The sequence below is a fragment of the Sporotomaculum syntrophicum genome (assembly GCF_009932395.1).
Classification (GTDB): domain Bacteria; phylum Bacillota; class Desulfotomaculia; order Desulfotomaculales; family Desulfallaceae; genus Sporotomaculum; species Sporotomaculum syntrophicum.
This window is the reverse complement of record NZ_LSRS01000003.1, coordinates 818,657-839,922: the sequence shown is the minus strand read 5'-3', so window position 1 is coordinate 839,922 and position 21,266 is coordinate 818,657. Positions and strand designations below refer to the sequence as shown.

16 protein-coding genes, 1 pseudogene and 2 other annotated features are annotated in these 21,266 nt (G+C 47.5%); all 17 genes and pseudogenes read left to right on the top strand.

What is annotated here, in order from left to right; translation table 11 throughout:
- A pseudogene (locus tag SPSYN_RS08975) lies at nt 1-326 on the top strand (transposase); the annotation flags it as partial.
- Between the two features lie 243 nt (nt 327-569).
- Complete coding sequence (ytxC, locus tag SPSYN_RS08970) at nt 570-1,424, top strand: putative sporulation protein YtxC (protein WP_161822106.1); 855 nt, start codon at nt 570-572, stop codon at nt 1,422-1,424.
- A gap of 68 nt (nt 1,425-1,492) precedes the next feature.
- Nucleotides 1,493-1,716: a binding site (T-box leader), on the top strand.
- A 63-nt stretch (nt 1,717-1,779) separates the two neighbouring features.
- Nucleotides 1,780-3,690, top strand: coding sequence for a threonine--tRNA ligase (thrS, locus tag SPSYN_RS08965; protein ID WP_161822105.1), 1,911 nt, complete (start codon nt 1,780-1,782; stop codon nt 3,688-3,690).
- Between the two features lie 238 nt (nt 3,691-3,928).
- Nucleotides 3,929-4,447 (top strand): translation initiation factor IF-3, encoded by a 519-nt coding sequence (gene infC, locus SPSYN_RS08960; protein WP_243152999.1) that lies wholly within the window; start codon nt 3,929-3,931, stop codon nt 4,445-4,447.
- A 31-nt stretch (nt 4,448-4,478) separates the two neighbouring features.
- Entirely contained in the window at nt 4,479-4,670 is a 192-nt protein-coding gene (rpmI, locus tag SPSYN_RS08955) for a 50S ribosomal protein L35 (protein ID WP_161822103.1), read from the top strand.
- A 39-nt stretch (nt 4,671-4,709) separates the two neighbouring features.
- Nucleotides 4,710-5,069: a 50S ribosomal protein L20 gene (rplT, locus tag SPSYN_RS08950; protein ID WP_161822102.1), complete on the top strand. Its 360-nt coding sequence runs from the start codon at nt 4,710-4,712 to the stop codon at nt 5,067-5,069.
- A 213-nt stretch (nt 5,070-5,282) separates the two neighbouring features.
- The gene (locus SPSYN_RS08945; protein WP_161822101.1) at nt 5,283-6,086 is read left to right on the top strand and encodes a TrmH family RNA methyltransferase; all 804 of its coding nucleotides are present in this window, start codon (nt 5,283-5,285) and stop codon (nt 6,084-6,086) included.
- A gap of 64 nt (nt 6,087-6,150) precedes the next feature.
- A complete protein-coding gene (locus SPSYN_RS08940; protein WP_161822100.1) occupies nt 6,151-6,264 on the top strand; it encodes a YqzL family protein in 114 nt (37 codons plus the stop codon).
- Nucleotides 6,265-6,289: 25 nt separating this feature from the next.
- Nucleotides 6,290-6,540 (top strand) — a binding site (T-box leader).
- 75 nt (nt 6,541-6,615) lie between these two features.
- Nucleotides 6,616-7,638, top strand: a complete 1,023-nt coding sequence (gene pheS / locus SPSYN_RS08935; protein WP_161822099.1) for a phenylalanine--tRNA ligase subunit alpha — start codon at nt 6,616-6,618, stop codon at nt 7,636-7,638.
- Nucleotides 7,639-7,722: 84 nt separating this feature from the next.
- The gene (pheT, locus tag SPSYN_RS08930) at nt 7,723-10,146 is read left to right on the top strand and encodes a phenylalanine--tRNA ligase subunit beta (protein ID WP_161822098.1); all 2,424 of its coding nucleotides are present in this window, start codon (nt 7,723-7,725) and stop codon (nt 10,144-10,146) included.
- Nucleotides 10,147-10,587: 441 nt separating this feature from the next.
- Complete coding sequence (ltrA, locus tag SPSYN_RS08925; RefSeq protein ID WP_161822097.1) at nt 10,588-11,997, top strand: group II intron reverse transcriptase/maturase; 1,410 nt, start codon at nt 10,588-10,590, stop codon at nt 11,995-11,997.
- A gap of 180 nt (nt 11,998-12,177) precedes the next feature.
- A complete protein-coding gene (locus SPSYN_RS08920; protein WP_161822096.1) occupies nt 12,178-12,444 on the top strand; it encodes a cell division protein ZapA in 267 nt (88 codons plus the stop codon).
- 129 nt (nt 12,445-12,573) lie between these two features.
- A complete protein-coding gene (gene polX / locus SPSYN_RS08915; protein WP_161822095.1) occupies nt 12,574-14,298 on the top strand; it encodes a DNA polymerase/3'-5' exonuclease PolX in 1,725 nt (574 codons plus the stop codon).
- 47 nt (nt 14,299-14,345) lie between these two features.
- Nucleotides 14,346-14,951 carry a DNA-3-methyladenine glycosylase gene (locus SPSYN_RS08910; RefSeq protein WP_161822094.1) on the top strand — a complete coding sequence of 202 codons (606 nt, stop codon included), beginning with the start codon at nt 14,346-14,348 and terminating at the stop codon, nt 14,949-14,951.
- Between the two features lie 49 nt (nt 14,952-15,000).
- Nucleotides 15,001-15,957, top strand: a complete 957-nt coding sequence (locus tag SPSYN_RS08905) for a Nif3-like dinuclear metal center hexameric protein (protein WP_161822093.1) — start codon at nt 15,001-15,003, stop codon at nt 15,955-15,957.
- Between the two features lie 21 nt (nt 15,958-15,978).
- Nucleotides 15,979-18,513, top strand: a complete 2,535-nt coding sequence (locus SPSYN_RS08900; protein ID WP_161822092.1) for a U32 family peptidase — start codon at nt 15,979-15,981, stop codon at nt 18,511-18,513.
- Nucleotides 18,514-18,535: 22 nt separating this feature from the next.
- Nucleotides 18,536-20,902: an endonuclease MutS2 gene (locus SPSYN_RS08895; RefSeq protein ID WP_161822091.1), complete on the top strand. Its 2,367-nt coding sequence runs from the start codon at nt 18,536-18,538 to the stop codon at nt 20,900-20,902.
- Nucleotides 20,903-21,266 lie beyond the last annotated feature (364 nt).

Below are 21,266 nucleotides of genomic sequence, written 5' to 3'. Positions count from 1 at the left end.
ATTTTAACGGCACCCCTATTTGCTCCGGTGGTTACCCTATGATCTACTGGGGTAGTGATAAGAATGGTTGCAATAAATTTAGGTGCCCGCATGTTTTGGGTAAAGTAAACTGCCCACATGGTTTAGCCTGGTGCTCTTCTTCAAACTACGGGCTAGTAGTGAAAACACGGGTTAAAGATGACCCCAGACGGTTTAACACTCCCCATCGTGGCAGTAAGAACTGGACCAAAATATACAATAAACGTACATCCGTCGAGCGCTGCTTTGGTCGCCTTAAAGAATACCTGAGCCTAAAAAACTTAAATGTGCGAGGGTTCAAAAAAGTAAAGTAATAGCTCGTTTAACTAAAGCTCAGTTAATTCTATTGAGGTAAACTCCATGTCTTTTTTAGGTCATAATGCTGAGTATTATTATAAAGCACAGCCTTATGGCAGGTACTAATAATTTACCTGACATTATTGTTATATTATTTGCTCATACTTGTAGCACAACCATTAGCCGTATAGCAATTTATAGGAAAACATAAAATGTGTTAACATATAATGTTATACATAAGGAGGATTATCATAATGTCACATTGCCTTTCCATTGGTGCTGCGCACCATCAAGAATTCCTTAAAGATTCTCTGGGCAAGGAACTTAGGGCGCTTAAGAACCAAGGTTTGGATGTGCGTATGGAGGAAAGTCCGGTTGGCAGCCTTACATTTTTAGCTTGCAGCGTTTCTGGCAGTGAGCAGCTAGAACCGGTTTTCAAGCGCCAAATAGCGAGTGTGATTGCCGATTTGATTACCAGCAAATGGAAGGATAAGCTGCTTAAAGATATTATCAGAAACAATTATTATTATTTTGATGAAGAAGAAAAGGTAACTATTTATGATTATGCCCAGAAAAAATTAAATCATAATGAAAAAAGTAGGGAAAAGAATAGACTGTGGATACTGCGCCGGCTGACCGAATACTTAAATTTTAACTGTAATCTGGTGATTGACGGTTTTGTTCGCTTTCGACTTAAGGAATATGTTAACGATTTATATGATGTAGCCGATCAGGCGGTAGATGATTTTTTAAGTGAACGGGAATACCAGGAATTTATCCAGTTGTTGAGGTATTTCGTGAACATTCAAGATCCTCGTGCAGAACTGGTTAATGTGGTGCTGCGTCCCAGTGGTGTATTCCAATTATACGATGAAATTGGCCGGGTTATTAATAGTGACTATTTAAAGGATTTTATGGTTGAGCTGGCTGAAAGTGAAATTAATTATGAGGATTTACTAATCAGTGCTTTGATTACGATTGCTCCCAGAAAAATCACGGTGCATATGGGAGACGGTAATTTTCCAGCTAGTACCCTGGATACTATTTGCCAGGTGTTTGCTGAGCGGGTTACTAAATGCCAGGGCTGCTCGCTCTGTCGGCAACAATAATCTGCGCCGTTGACAATAAGCTAGAAGTTAAATATAATAATTAATGTATAATGATTTAACAATAATAGTAAAATGTTATGATAAGGAAAAGTAAACTCCGACCGGTTCCCAGAGAAAGGGTGCCAGTGGCTGGAAGCACCTTTGTAAACGGGGAGTTGAAAACCACCTTTAAACAGTTGTATCGAAATCATAGTAAATACAGCCGGTGTTGGCGCCGTTATACGCCTTTAAGCAAAGACCTTGCGAGGTTTTCAATCAGGGTGGAACCGTGGGATAATATCCCGCCCCTGGCATTTGTGCCGGGGGCGTTATTATTTTATCGGCCGTTTAATTTAGGAAAGGGGTATCTGTAAAAATGGTTAACGTAACTTTAAAAGATGGTTCGGTGCGCAGTTACGCGCCTGGAACATCTTTATTAGAAGTGGCCAATAATATTAGCCCCAGACTGGCTAAGGATGCATTGGTGGCCAAGGTTGACGGTAAATCAACTGACTTAAATGAAAAAATAGAACAAGACTGTGAGGTGGAATTTTTAACCTTTGACAGCGAAGAAGGTAAGAAGGTTTTTCGACATAGTGCCTCACATGTACTGGCCCAGGCCGTACAGAGACTGTATCCTGGCACCAAACTGGCGATCGGCCCGGCCATTGCCAATGGTTTTTATTATGATTTTGACAAGGAACAAAGCTTTACCCCAGAGCAACTGGCTGATATTGAAGCAGAAATGGATAAGATCATTAAAGAAGATTGGGCCTTTGACAGAGTGGAGCTGTCCCGTGAAGATGCCCTGCGCAAATTTGCTGAGCGGGGAGAGCAGTATAAGGTAGAGTTGGTTGAGGACTTGCCGGAGGACGCGGTGATCTCCTGTTACCGGCAGGGTGAATTCGAGGATTTATGCGCCGGCCCGCATGTGCCCTCAACCGGACGGCTGAAGGCTCTGAAATTACTCAGTGTAGCTGGGGCTTACTGGCGTGGCAGTGAACACAACAAAATGCTGCAGCGTATCTATGGCACCGCATTTCCCAAAAAATCACAGCTGGAAGAACACCTGCATCGCTTGGAAGAAGCTAAACGCAGGGATCACCGCAAGCTGGGGGCGGAACTTGACTTGTTTAGTATTCATGAGGAAGGCCCCGGGTTCCCTTTTTTCCATCCCAAGGGCATGATCTTGCGCAATGAGCTGGAAAAATTTTGGCATGAAGAGCATAAAAAGCGGGGCTATGACGAAATACGCTCGCCGATGATCTTAAACCAGTCGCTGTGGGAGCAAAGCGGGCACTGGGACCATTACCGGGAAAATATGTACTTTACCCGTATCGATGAAAATGACTATGCGATCAAGCCGATGAACTGCCCGGGCAGTATGCTGATTTACAAGAGCCGGCCGCATAGCTATCGCGAGCTGCCCATCCGCATGGCCGAGCTAGGGCTGGTCCACCGGCACGAGCTTTCCGGGGTGCTGCATGGGTTAATGCGGGTGCGTTGCTTTACCCAGGATGATGCGCATATATTTATGCTACCTTCGCAGATAAAAGATGAAATTATAGGTGTTATTGATCTGATCAATGATTTTTACCAGGTGTTTGGCTTTAAATACTATGTGGAGCTTTCCACCAGGCCGGAAAAGGCAATGGGTTCCGAAGCAATGTGGGAATTGGCCACGAGTACTTTGCAAGATGCCCTGGAAGCACGGGAGCTGCCCTATAAAATTAATGAAGGAGACGGTGCCTTTTACGGTCCCAAGATAGATTTTCATTTGGAGGATTGTCTGGGTCGAACCTGGCAGTGTGGAACTATTCAATTAGACTTCCAAATGCCTGAAAAATTTGACCTTACTTATATTGGCGAAGATGGCCTAAAGCATCGCCCGGTTATGATTCACCGGGTTGTGTTCGGCAGTATCGAGCGGTTTATCGGTATTATCATCGAGCATTTTGCCGGAGCTTTCCCAGTCTGGCTAGCCCCGGTGCAAGTAAAGGTGCTGCCCATTACCGACCGGCACCTGGAATATGCTCATAAGGTTGTGGCGACGCTTGCGCAAAAAGATATCCGGGTGGAATTGGATGCCCGTAATGAAAAGGTCAATTATAAAATTAGAGAAGCTCAGGCGCAAAAAACACCCTACATGTTGGTGGTAGGCGACCGGGAAACCGAGACAGGGGCAGTGGCGGTACGCCACCGTAGCCAGGGAGATCTAGGAGCAGTGCAGCTGGAACAGTTTGTCGAAGCTCTGGTGCAGGAAATTAATAGTAAAGAGTGTAAATAAGCTATGTAACAGTGTTCCCAATTGACAGGAAAGTTGACGGTGTCTATTGGATGTGATATAATAAACCATAAACTGTATATATTGAATACTAAAGTAGAAGCTACTCGCTTCTCACCCCGTAACACCCAAAGGGATTGTTTAAGGGTTAACGTGAACTACCGTAAATGTTGATATGTTTTCGGTAACGATTTAGCGGGTGCATGCACCCGCTTTTTTAATTTATAGGGAGGTGAAATTTATCTCTAGGGACCATCGGATAAATGAAAATATTCGGGTCAAAGAAATTAGAGTGGTGGATGAAGACGGTAAACAACTGGGTGTACTGTCTGCCCGTGAGGCGCTTAAGCTGGCGGAGGAAAAACAGTTGGATCTGGTTGAAATAGCTCCACAGGCAAAGCCGCCGGTTTGCCGGATCATGGATTACGGCAAATTTAAGTTTGAACAAGGCAAACGGGAGAAAGAAGCCAGGAAAAATCAGCGTATCATCAATGTTAAAGAAGTGAAGTTAAGACCGAATATTGATGATCATGATTTTGACGTTAAAGCTAAAAACGCCATTCGTTTCTTAAAAGACGGTGATAAAGTCAAGTTAACCATAATGTTTCGTGGCCGGCAGATCGTGCATCCCGATCTTGGCAAAAATCTTTTGCTCCGGATGGCGGAACAAGTCGCTGAACTGGCTAATGTGGAAAGACAGCCCAAGCTTGAGGGCAAAAATATGATTATGATTTTGGCACCCAAGCAGCAGCAAGAATAGTGCTATCTACAAGGAAGGAGTGAAGGTACCAATGCCAAAAATCAAAACACATCGTGGTGCCGCAAAACGTTTTAAAAAGACGGGGACAGGTAAATTCAAGGGTTCGCATGCATTTCACAGTCATATTTTAGGGAAGAAGTCGGCCAAACGCAAGCGTAATCTGCGTAAGGCTGTTATGGTTGATAAAACTAATGAAGCTAAACTACAGCGTCTTCTCCCTTAATCTAGTAAAAGTTTAGTCCGCAAAAAAGGAGGAATAACCATGCCACGGGCGAAGAGTAGTGTGGTTTCACGTAAAAGACACAAGAAAATTTTAAAACTGGCCAAAGGCTATAGGGGTTCAAAAAGCAAACTGTTCCGGGTAGCCAATCAGCAGGTCATGAAGTCCTTGATGTACGCTTACCGGGACCGTAAAGCTAGAAAGCGTGATTTTAGGAGACTTTGGATTACCCGCATCAATGCCGCCGCACGGGATAATGGCATGTCTTACAACCGTTTCATCAATGGTCTGAAAAATGCCGGGGTGGATATTAACCGTAAAGTGCTGGCTGATTTGGCTGTGAATGACAGCAAGGCTTTTGGACAGTTGGTAGAAATGGCTAAGAGTCAGGCGCATTCATAATTATATGCTGCGCCTACTTTTGCCTGCGTGTTTGTATGAGCAGTCAGCGGAAATGATGAGCATGGCAGTTTTTTTACCATGCTTATTTTTGTACTTTAGGAATTATGCTTGCCATATTTTTGGCAAACGCTAAGGATTAAAGTACTGAAAAGCGCGCGCTTAAGGGAACCGAATGGGCGCGTTTTTCTTGTTTAGGGGGAACACTCAAAGCAAATGCTACAAAGTAAGCATAATTTGCACATAAAATATGTGCGCCGCCTGGCTCAGCGCAAATTCCGAGAGCGGGAAAGAAAATTTATTATTGAAGGGGTGCGTTTCCTGGAGGAGGCATTAAAGGTAAACTGGCCTTTAGAACTGGTAATGCATACACCTGGAATAGCTGTGCAGTACCGGGCAGGCCAGTTGCTGGAGATTCTAGCCCGGCGGTGTGTGCCTCTCTTGACTGTGGATGATTCGCTGTTCCAAAAATTGGCGGATACTGAATCGCCTCAGGGGATGCTGGCAGTAGCTCGGGTACCGGAGGAACTGGAGGCAGACCCGAGGATTTGGGCTGCACAGGGTCGAGATTTGATGGTGCTGGTGGATGGTATCCGGGATCCGGGCAATTTAGGCACTGTGATCCGCTGTGCTGATGCTGCCGGGGCGGGTGGTGTGCTTCTGCTCAAGGGTTCTGTAGATCCGTATAATCCTAAAACACTGCGCTCGACGATGGGCTCTATATTTCATGTGCCGTTAATTTCCGTAGGTGAATCGGACAGGTTGCTTTTACAGATACCTGAGGCAGGCTGGCGCTTAGTGGTTGGTGAGCCCGGTGCCGGTAAGCTGATCCACCAGTGTGACTTGACAGGCCGGGTGGTGCTGGCTGTGGGCAGTGAGGCTGACGGCGTATCAGGCGCAGTACGTCAGGCGGCCTGTGAAAAAGTACGTATACCTATGCCAGGGCGGGCAGAATCGTTAAATGCCGGGGTGGCTGCCGGAATAATGCTTTATGAGGCGGTTCGCCAGAGAACCCTATAAAAGCTTACTTGTTTTCAAAACTGCCATATGATATAATCTTTTCAATAAAAGGTCCCCAAAAAATATGGGAAAGGTTGTGGTTAAAGTGTTTTTAACCGCCGATTTTTTTTGGAGGCTGTTTGAAGCAACGGGTTCCATCCGGGCATATATGCTTTATAGAAGACTTGCTGTCCACTAGTGTAACAATAATTAATTGCAGATAATAAACGGTTATGAAGGGGATAAGTAAGCGGCTTTTTGCCTGCCAGGGAAATGAGGCCATAGACTGGAAGCCTCATTAAGTGCTAATTCCGCTCAAATTCACCCCGGAACTGCAGCTGAACTTTTTTAGTAGGTGTAGCCGGATTCTCGCCGTTACCGGGAGCCGGGCCGATAATAACCACGGCCCGGGCTAAGTGGTTGAGCTTTTTATGCACGAAATTAGGGTGGTACCGCGGATTATTCCGTCCCTTGGGGCGGTTTTTTATTTTGTCTATATAAGGTGGAAATAATAGGAGCAATTGCTATTTATTTTGAGGGGGATTTATATATGCAGGATAAGTTAAAAAATATTTTACTTGAGGCAAATCAGGTATTATCTGGGGCTAGTAACTTAGAAGAGTTAAATGATATCCGGGTGCGTTTTTTGGGTAAAAAGGGTTTGTTAACCGTTGTACTGCGGGGTATGGGTGCTCTACCTGCCGAGGAGCGGCCGGTAGTTGGCCAGCTCGCTAATGAAGTGCGTTCGAGTATAGAGGAGGTATTGGAGCGGCGTACAGTTGAAATTAAGGAAACACTTAGAAGGGTTCAGCTGGAAGCAGAAAAAATTGATGTGACGCTGCCTGGTACCGTCTTTATGAGGGGGCACAGGCATCCCTTATCAGTTATTCAGGAAGAAATTGAAGATATTTTCTTGGGCATGGGCTACACCATTGAAGAAGGGCCGGAAATTGAAACGGACTTCTATAACTTTGAAGCGCTGAATTTACCAAAGGACCATCCGGCTCGCGATATGCAGGATTCTTTTTTCATCAACCCTGAGGTGCTGCTACGCACCCATACTTCTCCGGTCCAGGTGCGTACAATGGAGAGAACTGCGCCCGGTCTGCCGGTGCGCATTATTGCTCCTGGCCGGGTGTACCGCCGTGATGACGATGCCACCCACTCCCCAATGTTTAATCAGGTAGAAGGCCTGGTGGTAGACCGCCGGGTGACATTTGCCGACTTAAAGGGTACTTTGCAGGTGTTTGTGGAAAAAATGTTTGGCCAAACCACCAAAACTAGATTTCGGTCCAGCTTCTTCCCTTTCACTGAACCTAGCGCCGAAGTGGATATTTCCTGTGTTATGTGCGGCGGTCAGGGCTGCCGGGTTTGTTCCCATTCAGGTTGGCTGGAAATTCTGGGCTGTGGTATGGTGCACCCTCGGGTGTTGGAGGTATCGGGCTATAATCCTGAGGAAGTCACCGGTTTTGCCTTTGGTATGGGGGTGGAACGCATTACTATGCTTAAATACGGCATTGATGATCTGCGTTTACTGTTTGATAACGACTTAAGATTCTTAGCGCAGTTTTAATGGCGGGCTTAAGCCTGAATGCACTTGTGTTTTTTAAAATATTTAGTTATAGATTATTAAATAGTTTAAAGGAGGTTGAAACTCTTGCGTGTATCCTTTAACTGGCTAAAGGAATATGTGGATATAGACGTTTCCCCTGCTGCGCTTGCCGAGTCATTAACCTTAGCTGGTCTGGCAGTAGAGGGTATGGAAGAACCAGGTAAGGAAATTGAGAAGGTTTTTACAGGCAAAATAATTAAAATAGATACGCATCCCAACGCAGATAAACTGGTGATTTGTCAAGTGTCGTTGGGTGGGGAGGAACAAACACAGATAGTTACCGGAGCCACCAATGTTCGGGAAGGTCAAGTGGTTCCTGTAGCTGTAGTGGGTGCCAAACTGGCCGGTGGCTTGACAATCAAAAAGGCCAAGCTGCGCGGGGTGGAGTCACGTGGTATGCTTTGCTCGGGCGCGGAATTGGGCATGGACCCTGATATCTTACCCGAAGAGCAGCAGCACGGGATTATGATTTTATCTGCTGATACACCTGTAGGTGTGGATGTTAAGCCTTTGCTTGGATTGGATGATATAATCATGGAGCTGGAGCTTACTCCTAACCGGGGCGATTGTATGAGCATGTTAGGTGTTGCCCGGGAAGTGGCAGCCCTGCTGCAAAAACCTTTAAAAATGCCCGCTGTTCAATTGTCCGAAATCCCGCCCGAACTGCAGGACCGAGTGCGAGTAGATATTGATGATGCAGACTTGTGCCGCCGTTATGTGGCCAGGCTGCTTAAAAACGTTAAAATAGGGCCATCTCCGGCCTGGATGCAGCAGCGTCTGCGGGCTGCCGGAGTACGGCCAATCAGCAACGTGGTAGATGTGACAAACTATGTAATGTTGGAAATGGGCCAGCCCATGCATGCTTTTGATTATGATAAACTTCAAGACGGTCACATCATCGTGCGCCGGGCGGCATCTGGTGAGACAATTATTTCTCTGGATAAAGCGGAAAGAAAATTGGTTTCGGATATGCTGGTTATTGCTGACCCGGGCGGCCCGGTAGCGGTTGCCGGAGTTATGGGTGGCCTGGAATCCGAGGTTATGGAGGACACCACAGCTGTTTTGTTGGAATCGGCCTACTTTAAACCAATTAGTGTACGGCGTACCTCGCGGGATTTAGGACTGCGCTCTGAATCCTCCTCCCGGTTTGAAAAGGGTATTGACATAACGGGCTGCCTGCGGGCTGCAGACCGGGCAGCTGCCTTGCTGCAAGACATGGGTGCAGCTGACACTGTGGATCTTGTGGTAGATAATTATCCCGAGCCTGCAGTTGAGAAAACTGTTCTGCTCCGCCCCGACCGGGTAAACCAGTACTTGGATACTGATTTAACTACTGCCGAAATCAGCAAGCTGTTGACTCGCCTGCATTTTAAAGTGCAGGAGGATCATAACGGGTTACTGGTACATATCCCAGGGTACCGGCCAGATATTAGCATTGAGGTTGATCTAATCGAGGAAGTTGCTCGGCTGTACGGGTATAAAAATGTGAAAAATACTTTACCCACCGGTGTGATTACCCAGGGTTCAAGGACCGTAGCTCAGCGCTTGGCACTCAAAGTAAAAGATTTCCTTGCCCGGAGCGGTTTTAAAGAAGTAATTACGTATAGCTTTATGAATAACAGGGTATTTGACCGGGTAGGGCTGCCAAAGGAGCACCGGTATCGTAATGCAGTACAGTTGCAAAACCCGTTAAGTGAAGAACAGGCCGTGATGCGCACGCTGTTGTTCCCGGGCTTGCTTGAAGTGCTGCAGCGCAATAGCAATCGACGTCTTAAGGACGGTGCTGTTTTTGAATTAGGTAGGGTGTTTTATCCGCGGGCAGGAGAGATATTGCCCAAAGAAGTGCCCATGCTGGCAGCGGCAGTTACTGGTTTTACTCCAGGAAGCTGGAATACCCAACCCGTATCGATGGATTTTTATTACCTGAAGGGGTGTCTGGATACGCTGTTGGCCTATGTGGGGATAAAGGATGTATCTTACCGGCCTGCTACCGATATATTCGGTTCTCATCCAGGACGGACTGCCAAAGTGCTGGCTGGCGATGTAGAGTTGGGTGTGATTGGTGAACTGCATCCCGACGTGCAGGAAAGTTATGACCTTACCCAAAGAGTGGTGGCAATGGAGCTTAATTTCCACCGTCTAATCCAGGTTGCTAGTACGTCTAAAAAGTATCACCCGCTGCCCAAATACCCAGGTGTGGAACGAGATTTGGCTATAGTGGTTCGTCAAGATATTCCGTCCCAGCAAATCATTGACAAAATTTATCAGCATGGCGGTGATATTTTGCGTGATGTGCAAGTGTTTGATATCTATCGCGGTGCACAGTTTGCTTCTGACCAGCACAGCATGGCTTTTGCTTTAAAGTTCCAGGCTGTGGACCGTACGCTTACAGATGAGGAAGTTGCTTATAAAACTGATGCTATCATGGAGGCTTTGCAAAGGGATTTCGGGGCAATATTAAGACAATAAAGAGCAAAAACGGGCAAGCTAATTGCCCGTTTCTTTCGGTGCGCCCGGCATGGGCGCAGTCTAACGGGTGAAAGTCCCGAGTGCGGGTTGATAGTGCCAAGCACATAGCCAAAGGCAAGGGTGTCCATCGTGAGGTGGAATCTGAAGGAAGCCGGAGGCAAACTTCTGGTCTGACGAACAGGAATCACATAAGGCATACGTAAGCTGGGTAAGGTTGCCGAACAAACTGAAGCCCTAAACTATCCGGAAGCTTACGGTGTAGATGTGGCAGATAGATGGAAGGAAAGACTGCGCTCTTACCCGGGGAGGCCTCACGGACGGGCTGAAACAGAGTATGATGCCCGGTTGAAACAAGATTTATCGTGAGGAGTCAGCCGAGGCCATAGTACAGAGGTGTTCTAGGCACCGAAGGAAGGGCTGAACCAAAGGAGGTGCAGGTCAATGAAAGCCACTGATAGTGACAAAATAAAACGCAGACAACTTCGATTTGAAGACTATCTGCAAATGGTATCTGCGGAACAGAAAGAGTATGCAGAAGTGTGCGCGTCACCGAAGATGGCTGAAACCGACAGTACCGACACAAACCAGCAGAGGGAAGGATTGCTGGAGCAAATTTTGAGCAGAGATAATCTGAACCGCGCATATAAACAAGTAAAGAAGAACAAAGGCGCGGGTGGAATTGACGGAATGCAGGTAGATGAACTTCTACACTTCCTCAAGGAAAACAAGAATGAACTCGTGCAATCCCTCCGGGATGGTAAATACCGCCCTAAACCCGTACGTAGGGTGGAAATACCCAAAGAGAACGGGAAAACCAGAAAACTGGGGATACCAACCGTCGTAGACAGGTTAATCCAACAAGCCATCTGTCAGATTCTGAGCCCCCTCTTCGAGAAGCAGTTTTCAGACAACAGCTTTGGATTCCGACCGAAAAGGAGTGCCCATGACGCGCTCAAAAGATGCCAGACCAACATTACAGAGGGCTACAGATGGGTAGTCGATATGGACTTGGAAAAGTATTTTGATACGGTCAACCAGAGCAAACTCATCCAGATATTATCGGAGACGATAAAGGATGGAGGGGTTATCTCGCTTATACACAAATTCCTGCGAGCAGGGGTTATGGTGAAAGGATTGTTTGAGGACAGCCCCCAAGGAGTGCCGCAAGGTGGACCACTGAGTCCATTGCTTAGAAACATTATGCTGAATGAGTGTGACCATGAACTGGAGAAACGTGGACACCGCTTTGTCCGCTACGCTGATGACATGATGATATTCTGCAAAAGCAGGAAGGCGGCAGGACGTACGCTAGACCACATTTCACCGTACATCGAAGGGAAGTTATTCCTGAAAGTGAATCGGGAAAAGACACGAGTGGCATACGTAAGCAAGGTCAAATACCTGGGGTACAGCTTCTATATCTACAAAGGAGAAGGAAGGCTCAGGATACACCCTAAGAGCGTCCAGAAATTCAAGGACAAAGTCCGGGAAGTAACTGGTCGCAGCAACGGGATGGGAATCGAGGCAAGGAGACTCCGACTGAACCAAATGGTTCGGGGATGGATGAATTACTTCAAGCTGGCTGATGCAAAGAAACTGATACAAGGCTTGGATGAATGGATCAGAAGCCGCATACGGATGGTGACATGGAAAAGATGGAAGAAAGTCCGAACGCGTTTCAAGAACCTCAAGCGCCTGGGAATCAAGGAAGAACAGGCATGGATGTGGGCAAACACAAGAAAAGGCTATTGGCACACAGCCCATAGCCCAATTTTGTTAACGGCCTTACACAACCGGAGATTCGAACGTGCCGGTTACCTTAGTTTAATGGGATGTTATTCTGCGAAGTAATGTGTAAACTTTGGAACCGCTGCTTGCGGAACCGCATGAGCAGTGGTGTGGGAGGTCGGCTACCCAATTAATGGGTAGCCTCCTACCCGATTAATTTATGCGATTTGGCAGCAGGAATTATTAAATAAATTGCCGAATTACATATAAAGTGTGTCCGATAATTGCTAGGGAGGGCCGACCATGTCAGATGAACTGAACCTGGTGGATGTTGAAATTAATGGTGTACGCTACACATTAAAAGGAGATACATCACCGGAAAATATTTTTAAGATGTCCAGGCATGTGGATGAGCAAATTAAGCTGGTTATGCGGCGCAATCCCAGGCTCTCCTTGTACAAGGCCGCAGTTCTGGTAGCTCTTAATATTACTGAAGAACTTTTTATTTTACGTGAAGAATATGATAGCTTGGTGCAGATTCTGGAACCCGAAAGTAAACCGAACAAATAGATACCATGTACACTCATGGAGCGGGCTTCATGAGTTTTTTTATATTTTTCGGGATAGATTATTGTTAATTCCCAAAATGATATAAAACAATATTTATCAGTTATCACAGCTAAAGGAAAGGCATGGTGCATGAGAAACGCAGAAATTGCCTGGGCACTTTATCAAATGGCCGATTTGTTGGATTTTAAAGGCGAAGAGTTCTTTAAAACCAGGGCCTACCGACGGGCTGCCAGGGCAATTATAGGGTTACAGCAGCCTGTGGCAGAGTTATACGTCAGCGGGGAATTAAAAAACGTCCCGGGCTTAGGAAAAAATATTATCGCTAAAATCGGTGAAATGCTAGATAATGGTGAATGTCACCTGCACAGGACGCTGAAACAGGAAATTCCTCCTACACTGCTTGATTTAATGGCCTTACCTGGCATGGGACCTAAGCGGGCCAAAATGCTTTATGAACGTTTGGGGGTAACCACACTCGCAGAGCTGGAGCAGGCGGCCCGGGGCAAGAAAATACGGGAGTTGCCCGGTATGGGTACCAAAACCGAGCTAAGCATTGTGCAGAATATCGGCCGTTTAAAAAAGCAAACTCAATGTTTACCGCCGGGAGTGGCAAGGGAACTAGCGGCTGAGTTAAGCGATTACCTTGGCCAGCTGGCTACTGTGAAAAAGGTCACCGTTACCGGGGATATTAGACGCTGGACAGAGCTGGTCTACAATGTGGAGCTGTTAGCAGTAACCCAGAGTAAAGAAAAAGCAGAAGAGATTATTGAAGCTTTTATTACCCACCCGGCTTTGGGGGAAGTTCTTTGGCGAGAGCACGGCCGGATCCGGTTAGCTAGCCGCTGGGGAGTTCCGGTGGAACTGGTTATTGTGGACGATGATCAGTATTGGCTGGCCTTGCTGTGGACCACCGGGAGCCAGCACCATCTGCGGCGTTTACAGTTGCTGGCCTGGCAAGAGGGCTGGCGGCTCGGTCGTTATTTCCTGACTGCACGCCAGGACGGGCAGGCAGCTAAAGTAGACAGTGAAGAGGAAATCTACCTGCTGTTTGGACTGCAGTATGTGGTTCCTGAACTGCGGGAAAATAACGGTGAAATTAGTGCTGCTGCAAATGGTACTCTGCCCCGCTTACTGGAATTACCTGATATACGGGGTGATTTGCATGTCCATACCAACTGGAGCGACGGAGTGAACAGTATTGAGGAAATGGTCCAGCGGGCAAAGGAGATGGGTTACTCATATATAGCGGTCACAGACCACTCCCCAAATTTAAAAATAGCTAGAGGTCTACCGCTGGAAAAATTGCTGCAGCAGTTTGAGAAAATTCGGGCATTGAACAAGCAATTGGACGATTTTTATATCCTCACCGGAGTGGAAGTGGATATATTGGCGGACGGGAGACTCGACCACCCGGACGATGTACTGGCACAGGCTGACGTGGTGGTTGCCTCGATACACAGCGGTTTTAAGCAGGAGCGTGATACGATAACGAAGCGTGTTTTGGCTGCCATTGCAAATGAGCATGTGGATATAATAGGGCACCCTACCGGGCGATTGCTGGGACACCGGGAGCCTTATGCTGTGGATGTGGAGGAAATTATTGAAGCTGCCGCCCGTTATAACAAGGTGCTGGAGATTAATGCCTCACCTGACCGGTTAGACCTGAATGATTTTTACGTGCAGCTGGCCAAATCAAGCGGCGTGCTGTTGGCTATTAATACCGATGCTCATGACTTGCGCCGCATGGGAGAAATGATTTACGGCGTATCTGTAGCCCGTCGGGCTTGGCTGGAGCAGCAGCACGTCTTAAATACTTTGCCGCTGCCCGATTTATTAAAGGTACTGCATAGGTAACTTGCTGCGCAAGACAAAATAAGCCCTGATGATGTAGGTGTCATATAATGGTAACAAAAAAATATCCAGGTGACTTTGTGTCCAATGCTGTGCTACCCAGGGATTTTTACGCCCAGGACACTATTGCTGTGGCCCGGGCATTGTTAGGTTGTGTTTTGGTACACTGCACTCCGGAAGGTATTACAGCCGGTCGGGTTGTGGAAACTGAGGCATATTTACAGGGTGACCCGGCTTGTCATGCGGCCCGGCGGAAGACTCCCCGCAATAGCGTTATGTTTGGGCCTCCTGGTTATGCTTATGTCTATTTTACATACGGAATGCATTATTGTTTTAATGTGGTGACTGCCTCTGAGGGGGTGGGTGAGGCGGTGCTGGTGCGTGCACTGGAACCAGTGCTGGGCATACCACTGATGCAAATGCGGCGGGGCCGGGAAAACGCCCGAGAACTATGTTCTGGACCGGCAAAACTGACACAGGCGATGGGCATCTACCGGGAGCACAACCAGCTGGATTTAACGACGAGTGATTTATTCTTATGTGCGGGTGAGGCTGGTGCCCCCATTGTTACGACTACTCGTGTTGGAATTAAGGAGGGTGCGGAACTGCCGCTGCGTTATTACCTTCAAGATAATGGGTATGTATCCAGAAAATAACTATTACATGTGCACAGGTGTCAAATATTTGAAGAGGATGTGGTTAATAATGAAGTTAAGAGAAATTTATGAGTACGTTGTGGTTAGGGGCATGGAGAAAGACCCAAGGGGGACTAATGCGGTAACCCGGGATCTTGAACTGACCAGGAAGAAATATGATAATTTAAAAGAAGTGGAAAAAAAAGAATTTGATGTTGAAAGTCTGGTAAACCCATATAGTGACACCCGGATACTCTTCGGTGATCCGGAGACGGAAGTTAAGCGCATGTTGGTAGGGATTGATATTGAAGCTGGTGAAGTGTTGCTGGCAGACCGCCTGAGCGATAAAGGCTCTAAAGTAGACTTAGTAATGTCACATCATCCCGAGGGTAAGGCTTTAGCGGCGCTGCATGGCGTTATGCATCTGCAGGAGGATATTTTGGCTCAATTCGGCGTGTCCATAAATGTGGCCGAGGGAATCATGGCATCCCGGATAAGTGAAGTTAAGCGTGGTTTGCTGCCGGTCAATCATAACCGGGCGGTTGATGCTGCAAGGATATTGGGGATCCCGTTGATGTCTGCCCACACCGTGGCCGATAACCAGGTAACCAGCTACCTACAGGAACTCATGGAGCAAGAAAAACCTGATACGCTGGGCGATGTGCTTTCAATGCTTAAAAAAATACCTGAATACGCTGAGGCAGTCAAACTTAATGCCGGACCTACTATCGTGGTGGGGACTAAAGAACGGCGGGCTGGTAAAATATTGGTAGATATGACCGGCGGTACTGGTGGTTCCGAAGATGCTTATGCTAAACTTTCTCAGGCCGGGGTGGGTACGCTATTAGTAATGCATATCGGAGAAAAACACCGCAAGGAAGCCGAAAAGAACCATGTTAATGTTATTATTGCCGGGCATATGGCCAGTGATTCGCTGGGTATGAATCTACTGCTGGATGGCCTGGAGGAAAAAGGCCTGGAGATAATAGCTTGCTCAGGATTGCTTAGGCACAAGCGAGAAGAGTAGTTAAGGGAGAATGATTTTGCGATGAGAAAACCGGAATTATTGGCACCGGCAGGCAACTGGGATGCGTTGGTGGCAGCGGTGCAAAACGGCGCAGACGCTGTTTACCTGGGTGGTAAAAGTTTTAATGCCCGCCACAGTGCAGACAATTTTGACGATGATGAACTAGCCAGAGCCATTGAATATGCCCATGTGCGCGGGGTTAAAGTCCACGTAACGATGAATATTTTATTGGCTGACACAGAGCTTAAGGATGCCCTGCGCTTTTTACGCATTGTGTACAACGCCGGCGCCGATGCCCTTATTGTACAGGATCTTGGGTTGATATGGCTGGCCAGGCTACTCTTCCCTGATCTAGATTTGCACGCCAGCACCCAAATGACGGTGCATAATGTGCCCGGCGCGACATTTTTACGAGATGCGGGTATTAAACGCATTGTATTAGCGCGGGAACTGAGTCTGGATGAGGTATGTGAAATACGTAAACGCGCCGGTGTAGAGGTGGAAACCTTTGTCCACGGCGCTCTTTGTGTATGTTATTCCGGGCAGTGCCTGATGTCCAGCATGATCGGTGGACGCAGCGGCAACCGGGGGCGCTGTGCGCAGCCATGCCGGCTGGAATACCGCCTGGTGGACGATAAGGGCAAGCAGATGGCAGATAGTACCAAGGTGGGGGATTACCTGCTTAGCCCTCGGGATTTAAATATGAGCTTACATATTCCGGAATTAATTAAAGCAGGTATCGATGCCTTCAAAATTGAGGGCAGAATGCGGCGCCCGGAATATGTAGCGACGGTGACCAGGATATACCGTACTTTAATTGACCGGGCAGCCCAGGGCGGGGATTACTTCGTAACCGATGCTGAAACTGATCAGCTGGCCCAGGTTTTCAATCGTGAATTTACTACCGGTTATTTTTACGGTGTGCCGGGCCATGATCTAATGAGCTATAAACGGCCCAACAACCGGGGTATCAGGCTTGGCCGGGTGCGTTCTTATGACCGTAATACTAATCAGGCTGAAATAGAACTGGAGGCCCCGCTGCGTGTAGGTGACGGTATAGAAGTGTGGGTTACCCGGGGAGGCCGGGTGGGTACCGAAGTTAACGAAATTTTAGTCAACGGGCAAAATACCTCATCTGCTGATGTAGGGGCACTGGTAATGGTTAATCTTGAGGGACATATTTACCCCGGGGACAGGGTCTTTAAGACCCATGATGCACAGCTAATGGAAAACGCTGTGCAGACGTACTCCTCCAGCCGGGAAATACGACAGGTACCCCTTGATTTTAAAGTGCGGGCGCGGGTAGGGGAGCCAATGATACTGGAAGCGGCTGATCAGGATTGGGTATCTGCCCGTGCAGCTACCCGGCAATTTGGCCAAAATGCTCTAAATAGGCCGCTGACGAAGGAATTTTTAGCTGAACAGCTAAACCGGTTAGGCAACACCCCCTTTGTATTGAATAAACTAGAATGCGACCTTGGCGAAAATGTAATGATCCCAGTCAGCGAAATAAACGATGTACGTCGGCAGGTTGTGGAACAGATCACCGAGTTGAGGGCCTTGTTACGCAAGCCGAAGAAAGCATGTGATTCTGATCTTGAAATTAGAATGTCGGTACTGTTGGATGATAAGGAAATTGACCGGACAGGCCAATTTCCAGCGCTGGCCGTAGCGGTAGGCGGTGCGCCGGAGACGCTGGCTGCGGTTAAAAACGGTGCTGAGCTGGTTTATTTCAGTGGAGATCAATTTAAGAGCAAGAGTAAGATAAATGCAGCTGAAATTCAACAAGCTCGACAATACTGCAGTGATGCTGGAGTTAAGTTTTATTTAACGACTCCGCGTATTGCTCACGACCGGGAAATAAAACAGTATTTACCATTATTTCAATCATTATTGGAAATATCCCCAGATGGTGTAATGGCTTCTTCTGCCGGCTGGCTTATTGCATTGCGGGAATGGACCGATTTGCCTTTTATTACTGACTTTTCGCTGAACGTCTTTAACCATGTAAGCGCTTTGTCTTTAAAACAACGTGGGGTCAGCCGGGTCACTTTATCTACCGAGCTTACCGGAGAGCAAATTAAATACTTGGCCGGCCGCTCCCTGGTAGATACCGAGGTTATTGTTCATGGTGTATTGCCGCTGATGGTATCACGCTATTGCGTGGTAGGCAGTGTGCTGGGCGGAAAGGGTGAAAACAGCATCTGCTCCGGGCAGTGCCGTAACGTGTCCTATGCACTTCTGGATCGTAAAGGAATAGTTTTCCCTGTGGAGACAGACCAGCGCTGTTTAATGCACATATATAATTCCCGGGAGCTGTGCCTTTTGGATACCCTTCCTTCCCTGGTGCAGGCAGGACCGGCTGTACTTAGAATTGAAGCTCGCCGGGAAAATGAAGCATATGTAGCGCTGGTTGTTAAAACTTACCGGCAGGTTTTGGATAGCCTGCATAATTTGCCTGCTAACCCGCCGGATTTGCAGACCATCATGGAGGAACTGGTGGCAGGGGGACCTGGTTTTACCCGAGGACATTATTATCGAGGGGTAATGGATTAACATAGTCAAGCAGGGAGAGAATATGGACGTACGCAATTTAAAGAGGCTGGAATTTGACCGGGTAAAGGGAAAGTTAATTGAATTCGCGGCATCAAAAATAGGCCGGGAGTTAATTGAAGAACTGGTTCCATATAGCAACCGGGATGAAATACTAATTGCGCTGGCCGAGGTAACTGAAGGTAGGGAGTTATTGCGGCTGGATCCCACTGCGCGGCTGGATGGCTGGAATGATGTCCGATCTCAGGTACGCCGCTGTGAGCGGGGGGGGGTGCTGGATCCTCAGGAGTTGTGGTATGTACTGCAAACACTGACAGCTTGCCGGCAAATCAAACATTTTTTTAGTGAACGGCAAGAGCGGTATACCCGTTTGCATGAAATTGCCTTAGGTCTGGGTAGTTTTAAAGAATTGGAAAAAGAGATTGCCCTGGCGATTGCACCTGGTGGAGAAGTGCTGGACCAGGCATCGGAGCGGCTACTCAGCATTCGACGCCGGCTGGTGGCCGCCCAGCAGCGCATTAAGGATCGGCTCAATGAAATTATCCGGTCAACCAGCTACCAAAAGTATTTGCAGGATCCCATTGTTACCATGCGGGAAGGCCGCTATGTTGTACCGGTTAAGCAGGAATATCGCTCTAATGTACCGGGTATTGTACACGACCAGTCGGCCAGCGGGGCAACGGTTTTTATTGAGCCGATGTTAGTGGTAGAGGCTAACAATGAAGCACGCGGACTTTTGGCTGAAGAAAAACAGGAAATAGCGCGTATTTTAACTGAACTATCTAACGCTGTGAGCTGGCAAGCTAAAGAACTGTTTTATGCACTGGAGAACTTGGGCAAGCTGGATTTCATTCTGGCCAAGGCTCGCTATAGTGAAAGCCTGGATGCTTGGGCACCGCGTATTGTATCAGAGGCTAAACTAGATATTCGCCGGGGCAGGCACCCCCTTTTACCGGTGAAGGCGGTACCGATTAGTATTCAGCTGGGTGAAGCCTTTGACATGCTTGTGATTACCGGACCTAATACCGGTGGCAAGACAGTAACACTAAAAACGGTGGGGCTGTTGGTGCTGATGGCTCATGCAGGTTTGCATGTGCCTGCCGACGATGGCACGTCGATTGGTATGTTTGACCAGGTATTTGCTGATATTGGTGATGAACAGAGTATTGAACAATCCTTAAGTACCTTTTCATCTCACACCACCAATATTATAAAAATATTAAGCGGGGCTGGCAGCAGAAGCTTAGTGTTATTGGATGAGCTGGGTGCGGGAACAGATCCAACTGAAGGCTCAGCCCTTGCCCGAGCTATACTGGATCAACTGCGGTGCCAGGGGGCTAAGGTAGTGGCTACCACCCATTATGGAGAGTTAAAAAGCTACGCCTTTGCTAACGAGCGGGTAGAAAACGCCAGCGTAGAATTTGATATCCAAACCTTGCAACCTACCTACAGGTTATTGATTGGCCGGCCCGGACGTAGCAACGCTTTTGAAATAGCCCAGCGGCTGGGACTTGCTGAATCTATAGTGCAGCAGGCCAGGGGGTTTCTTACCGAGGAACAGGTGCAAGTGGCTGATTTGATGCGGGAAATGGAGAAATCTCGCATGCAAGCAGAGCAGGAGCGGAGCGAAGCGGAGAGAATTCGCCGGGAAGCGGAGCAGTACCGGGAACAATTTATGCGAGATGCGGATAAAATACGTTTGCGTAAAGATGAGATAATTTCCAGGGCAGTAGCTGAATCCAGGGAAATGGTTAAAAAGGCCAGATTGGAAGCTGAACAATTAGTGGAGGAACTACGGGCTGCTCTGAAGGAGCAGACCACCAACACTAGGGAAAAATCGATCAGCAAAATCAGGCAGCGGCTTAATCACTTGCAATCAAGCTTGGACTCCCAGGTACCTGACAATTCACTAGAGCACAGCACGGAAATTTTATCCGTTGTCGGGCCTGGAGACGAGGTTTTTATTCCAAAATACGGCCAGCGAGGTGTTGTGCTGGAAGCTCCCGGTCAGGATGACCAGGTGCAGGTGCAGGTGGGTATGATCAGGATGACCATATCTCGCGAGGAATTGCGTGGAACTTCAGGTAAAGAGACCGTCAGTGCACAGCGCTCCGGTGTAGGTCAATTGGTGCAGCAAAAGGCTCGCAATATATCCCCCCGGTTGGATATGCGTGGCATGCGGGTGGATGAGGGTCTGGCTGAGGTGGAAAAGTACTTGGATGATGCCTGTGTAGCTGGGTTGCCTATGGTGCAGCTTGTACACGGCAAAGGTACTGGAGCGCTGCGTGCGGCAGTGCAGAATTTATTAAAAGAACACCACAGAGTTAAAACTTACCGTCTAGGCGAACAGGGTGAGGGTGGCAGCGGGGTAACTGTGGTTGAGTTGAAATAAGAGTTTTTTACCCAAACTAGCATTGTGATATAGATGAATTATTTACACTGAGATGCCCCCTGTTAATAGACAGGGGGCACTTGATTGGTTTGGGCTTTGATATCTGGTTGTTTATCTCGAGTTTGACAGTTTTCCATCATTTTTCGAATCTAACCTCCAACAAACCCAGTAAAATCAAGGGTCAATATTAGAGAAATTCAAAAAGTGTAGTGCCACGTTTTCCATATAATAACTTTTAGCATATGGATTGCCATGCTATAATTAAGGTGCCATGTATGCTAGAACAAAAACATTTAAAAATAAAGACGGTTCAACAAGAACATATTTGCAAATTTGCGAAACTAAACGTGAAGATGGTAAAGTT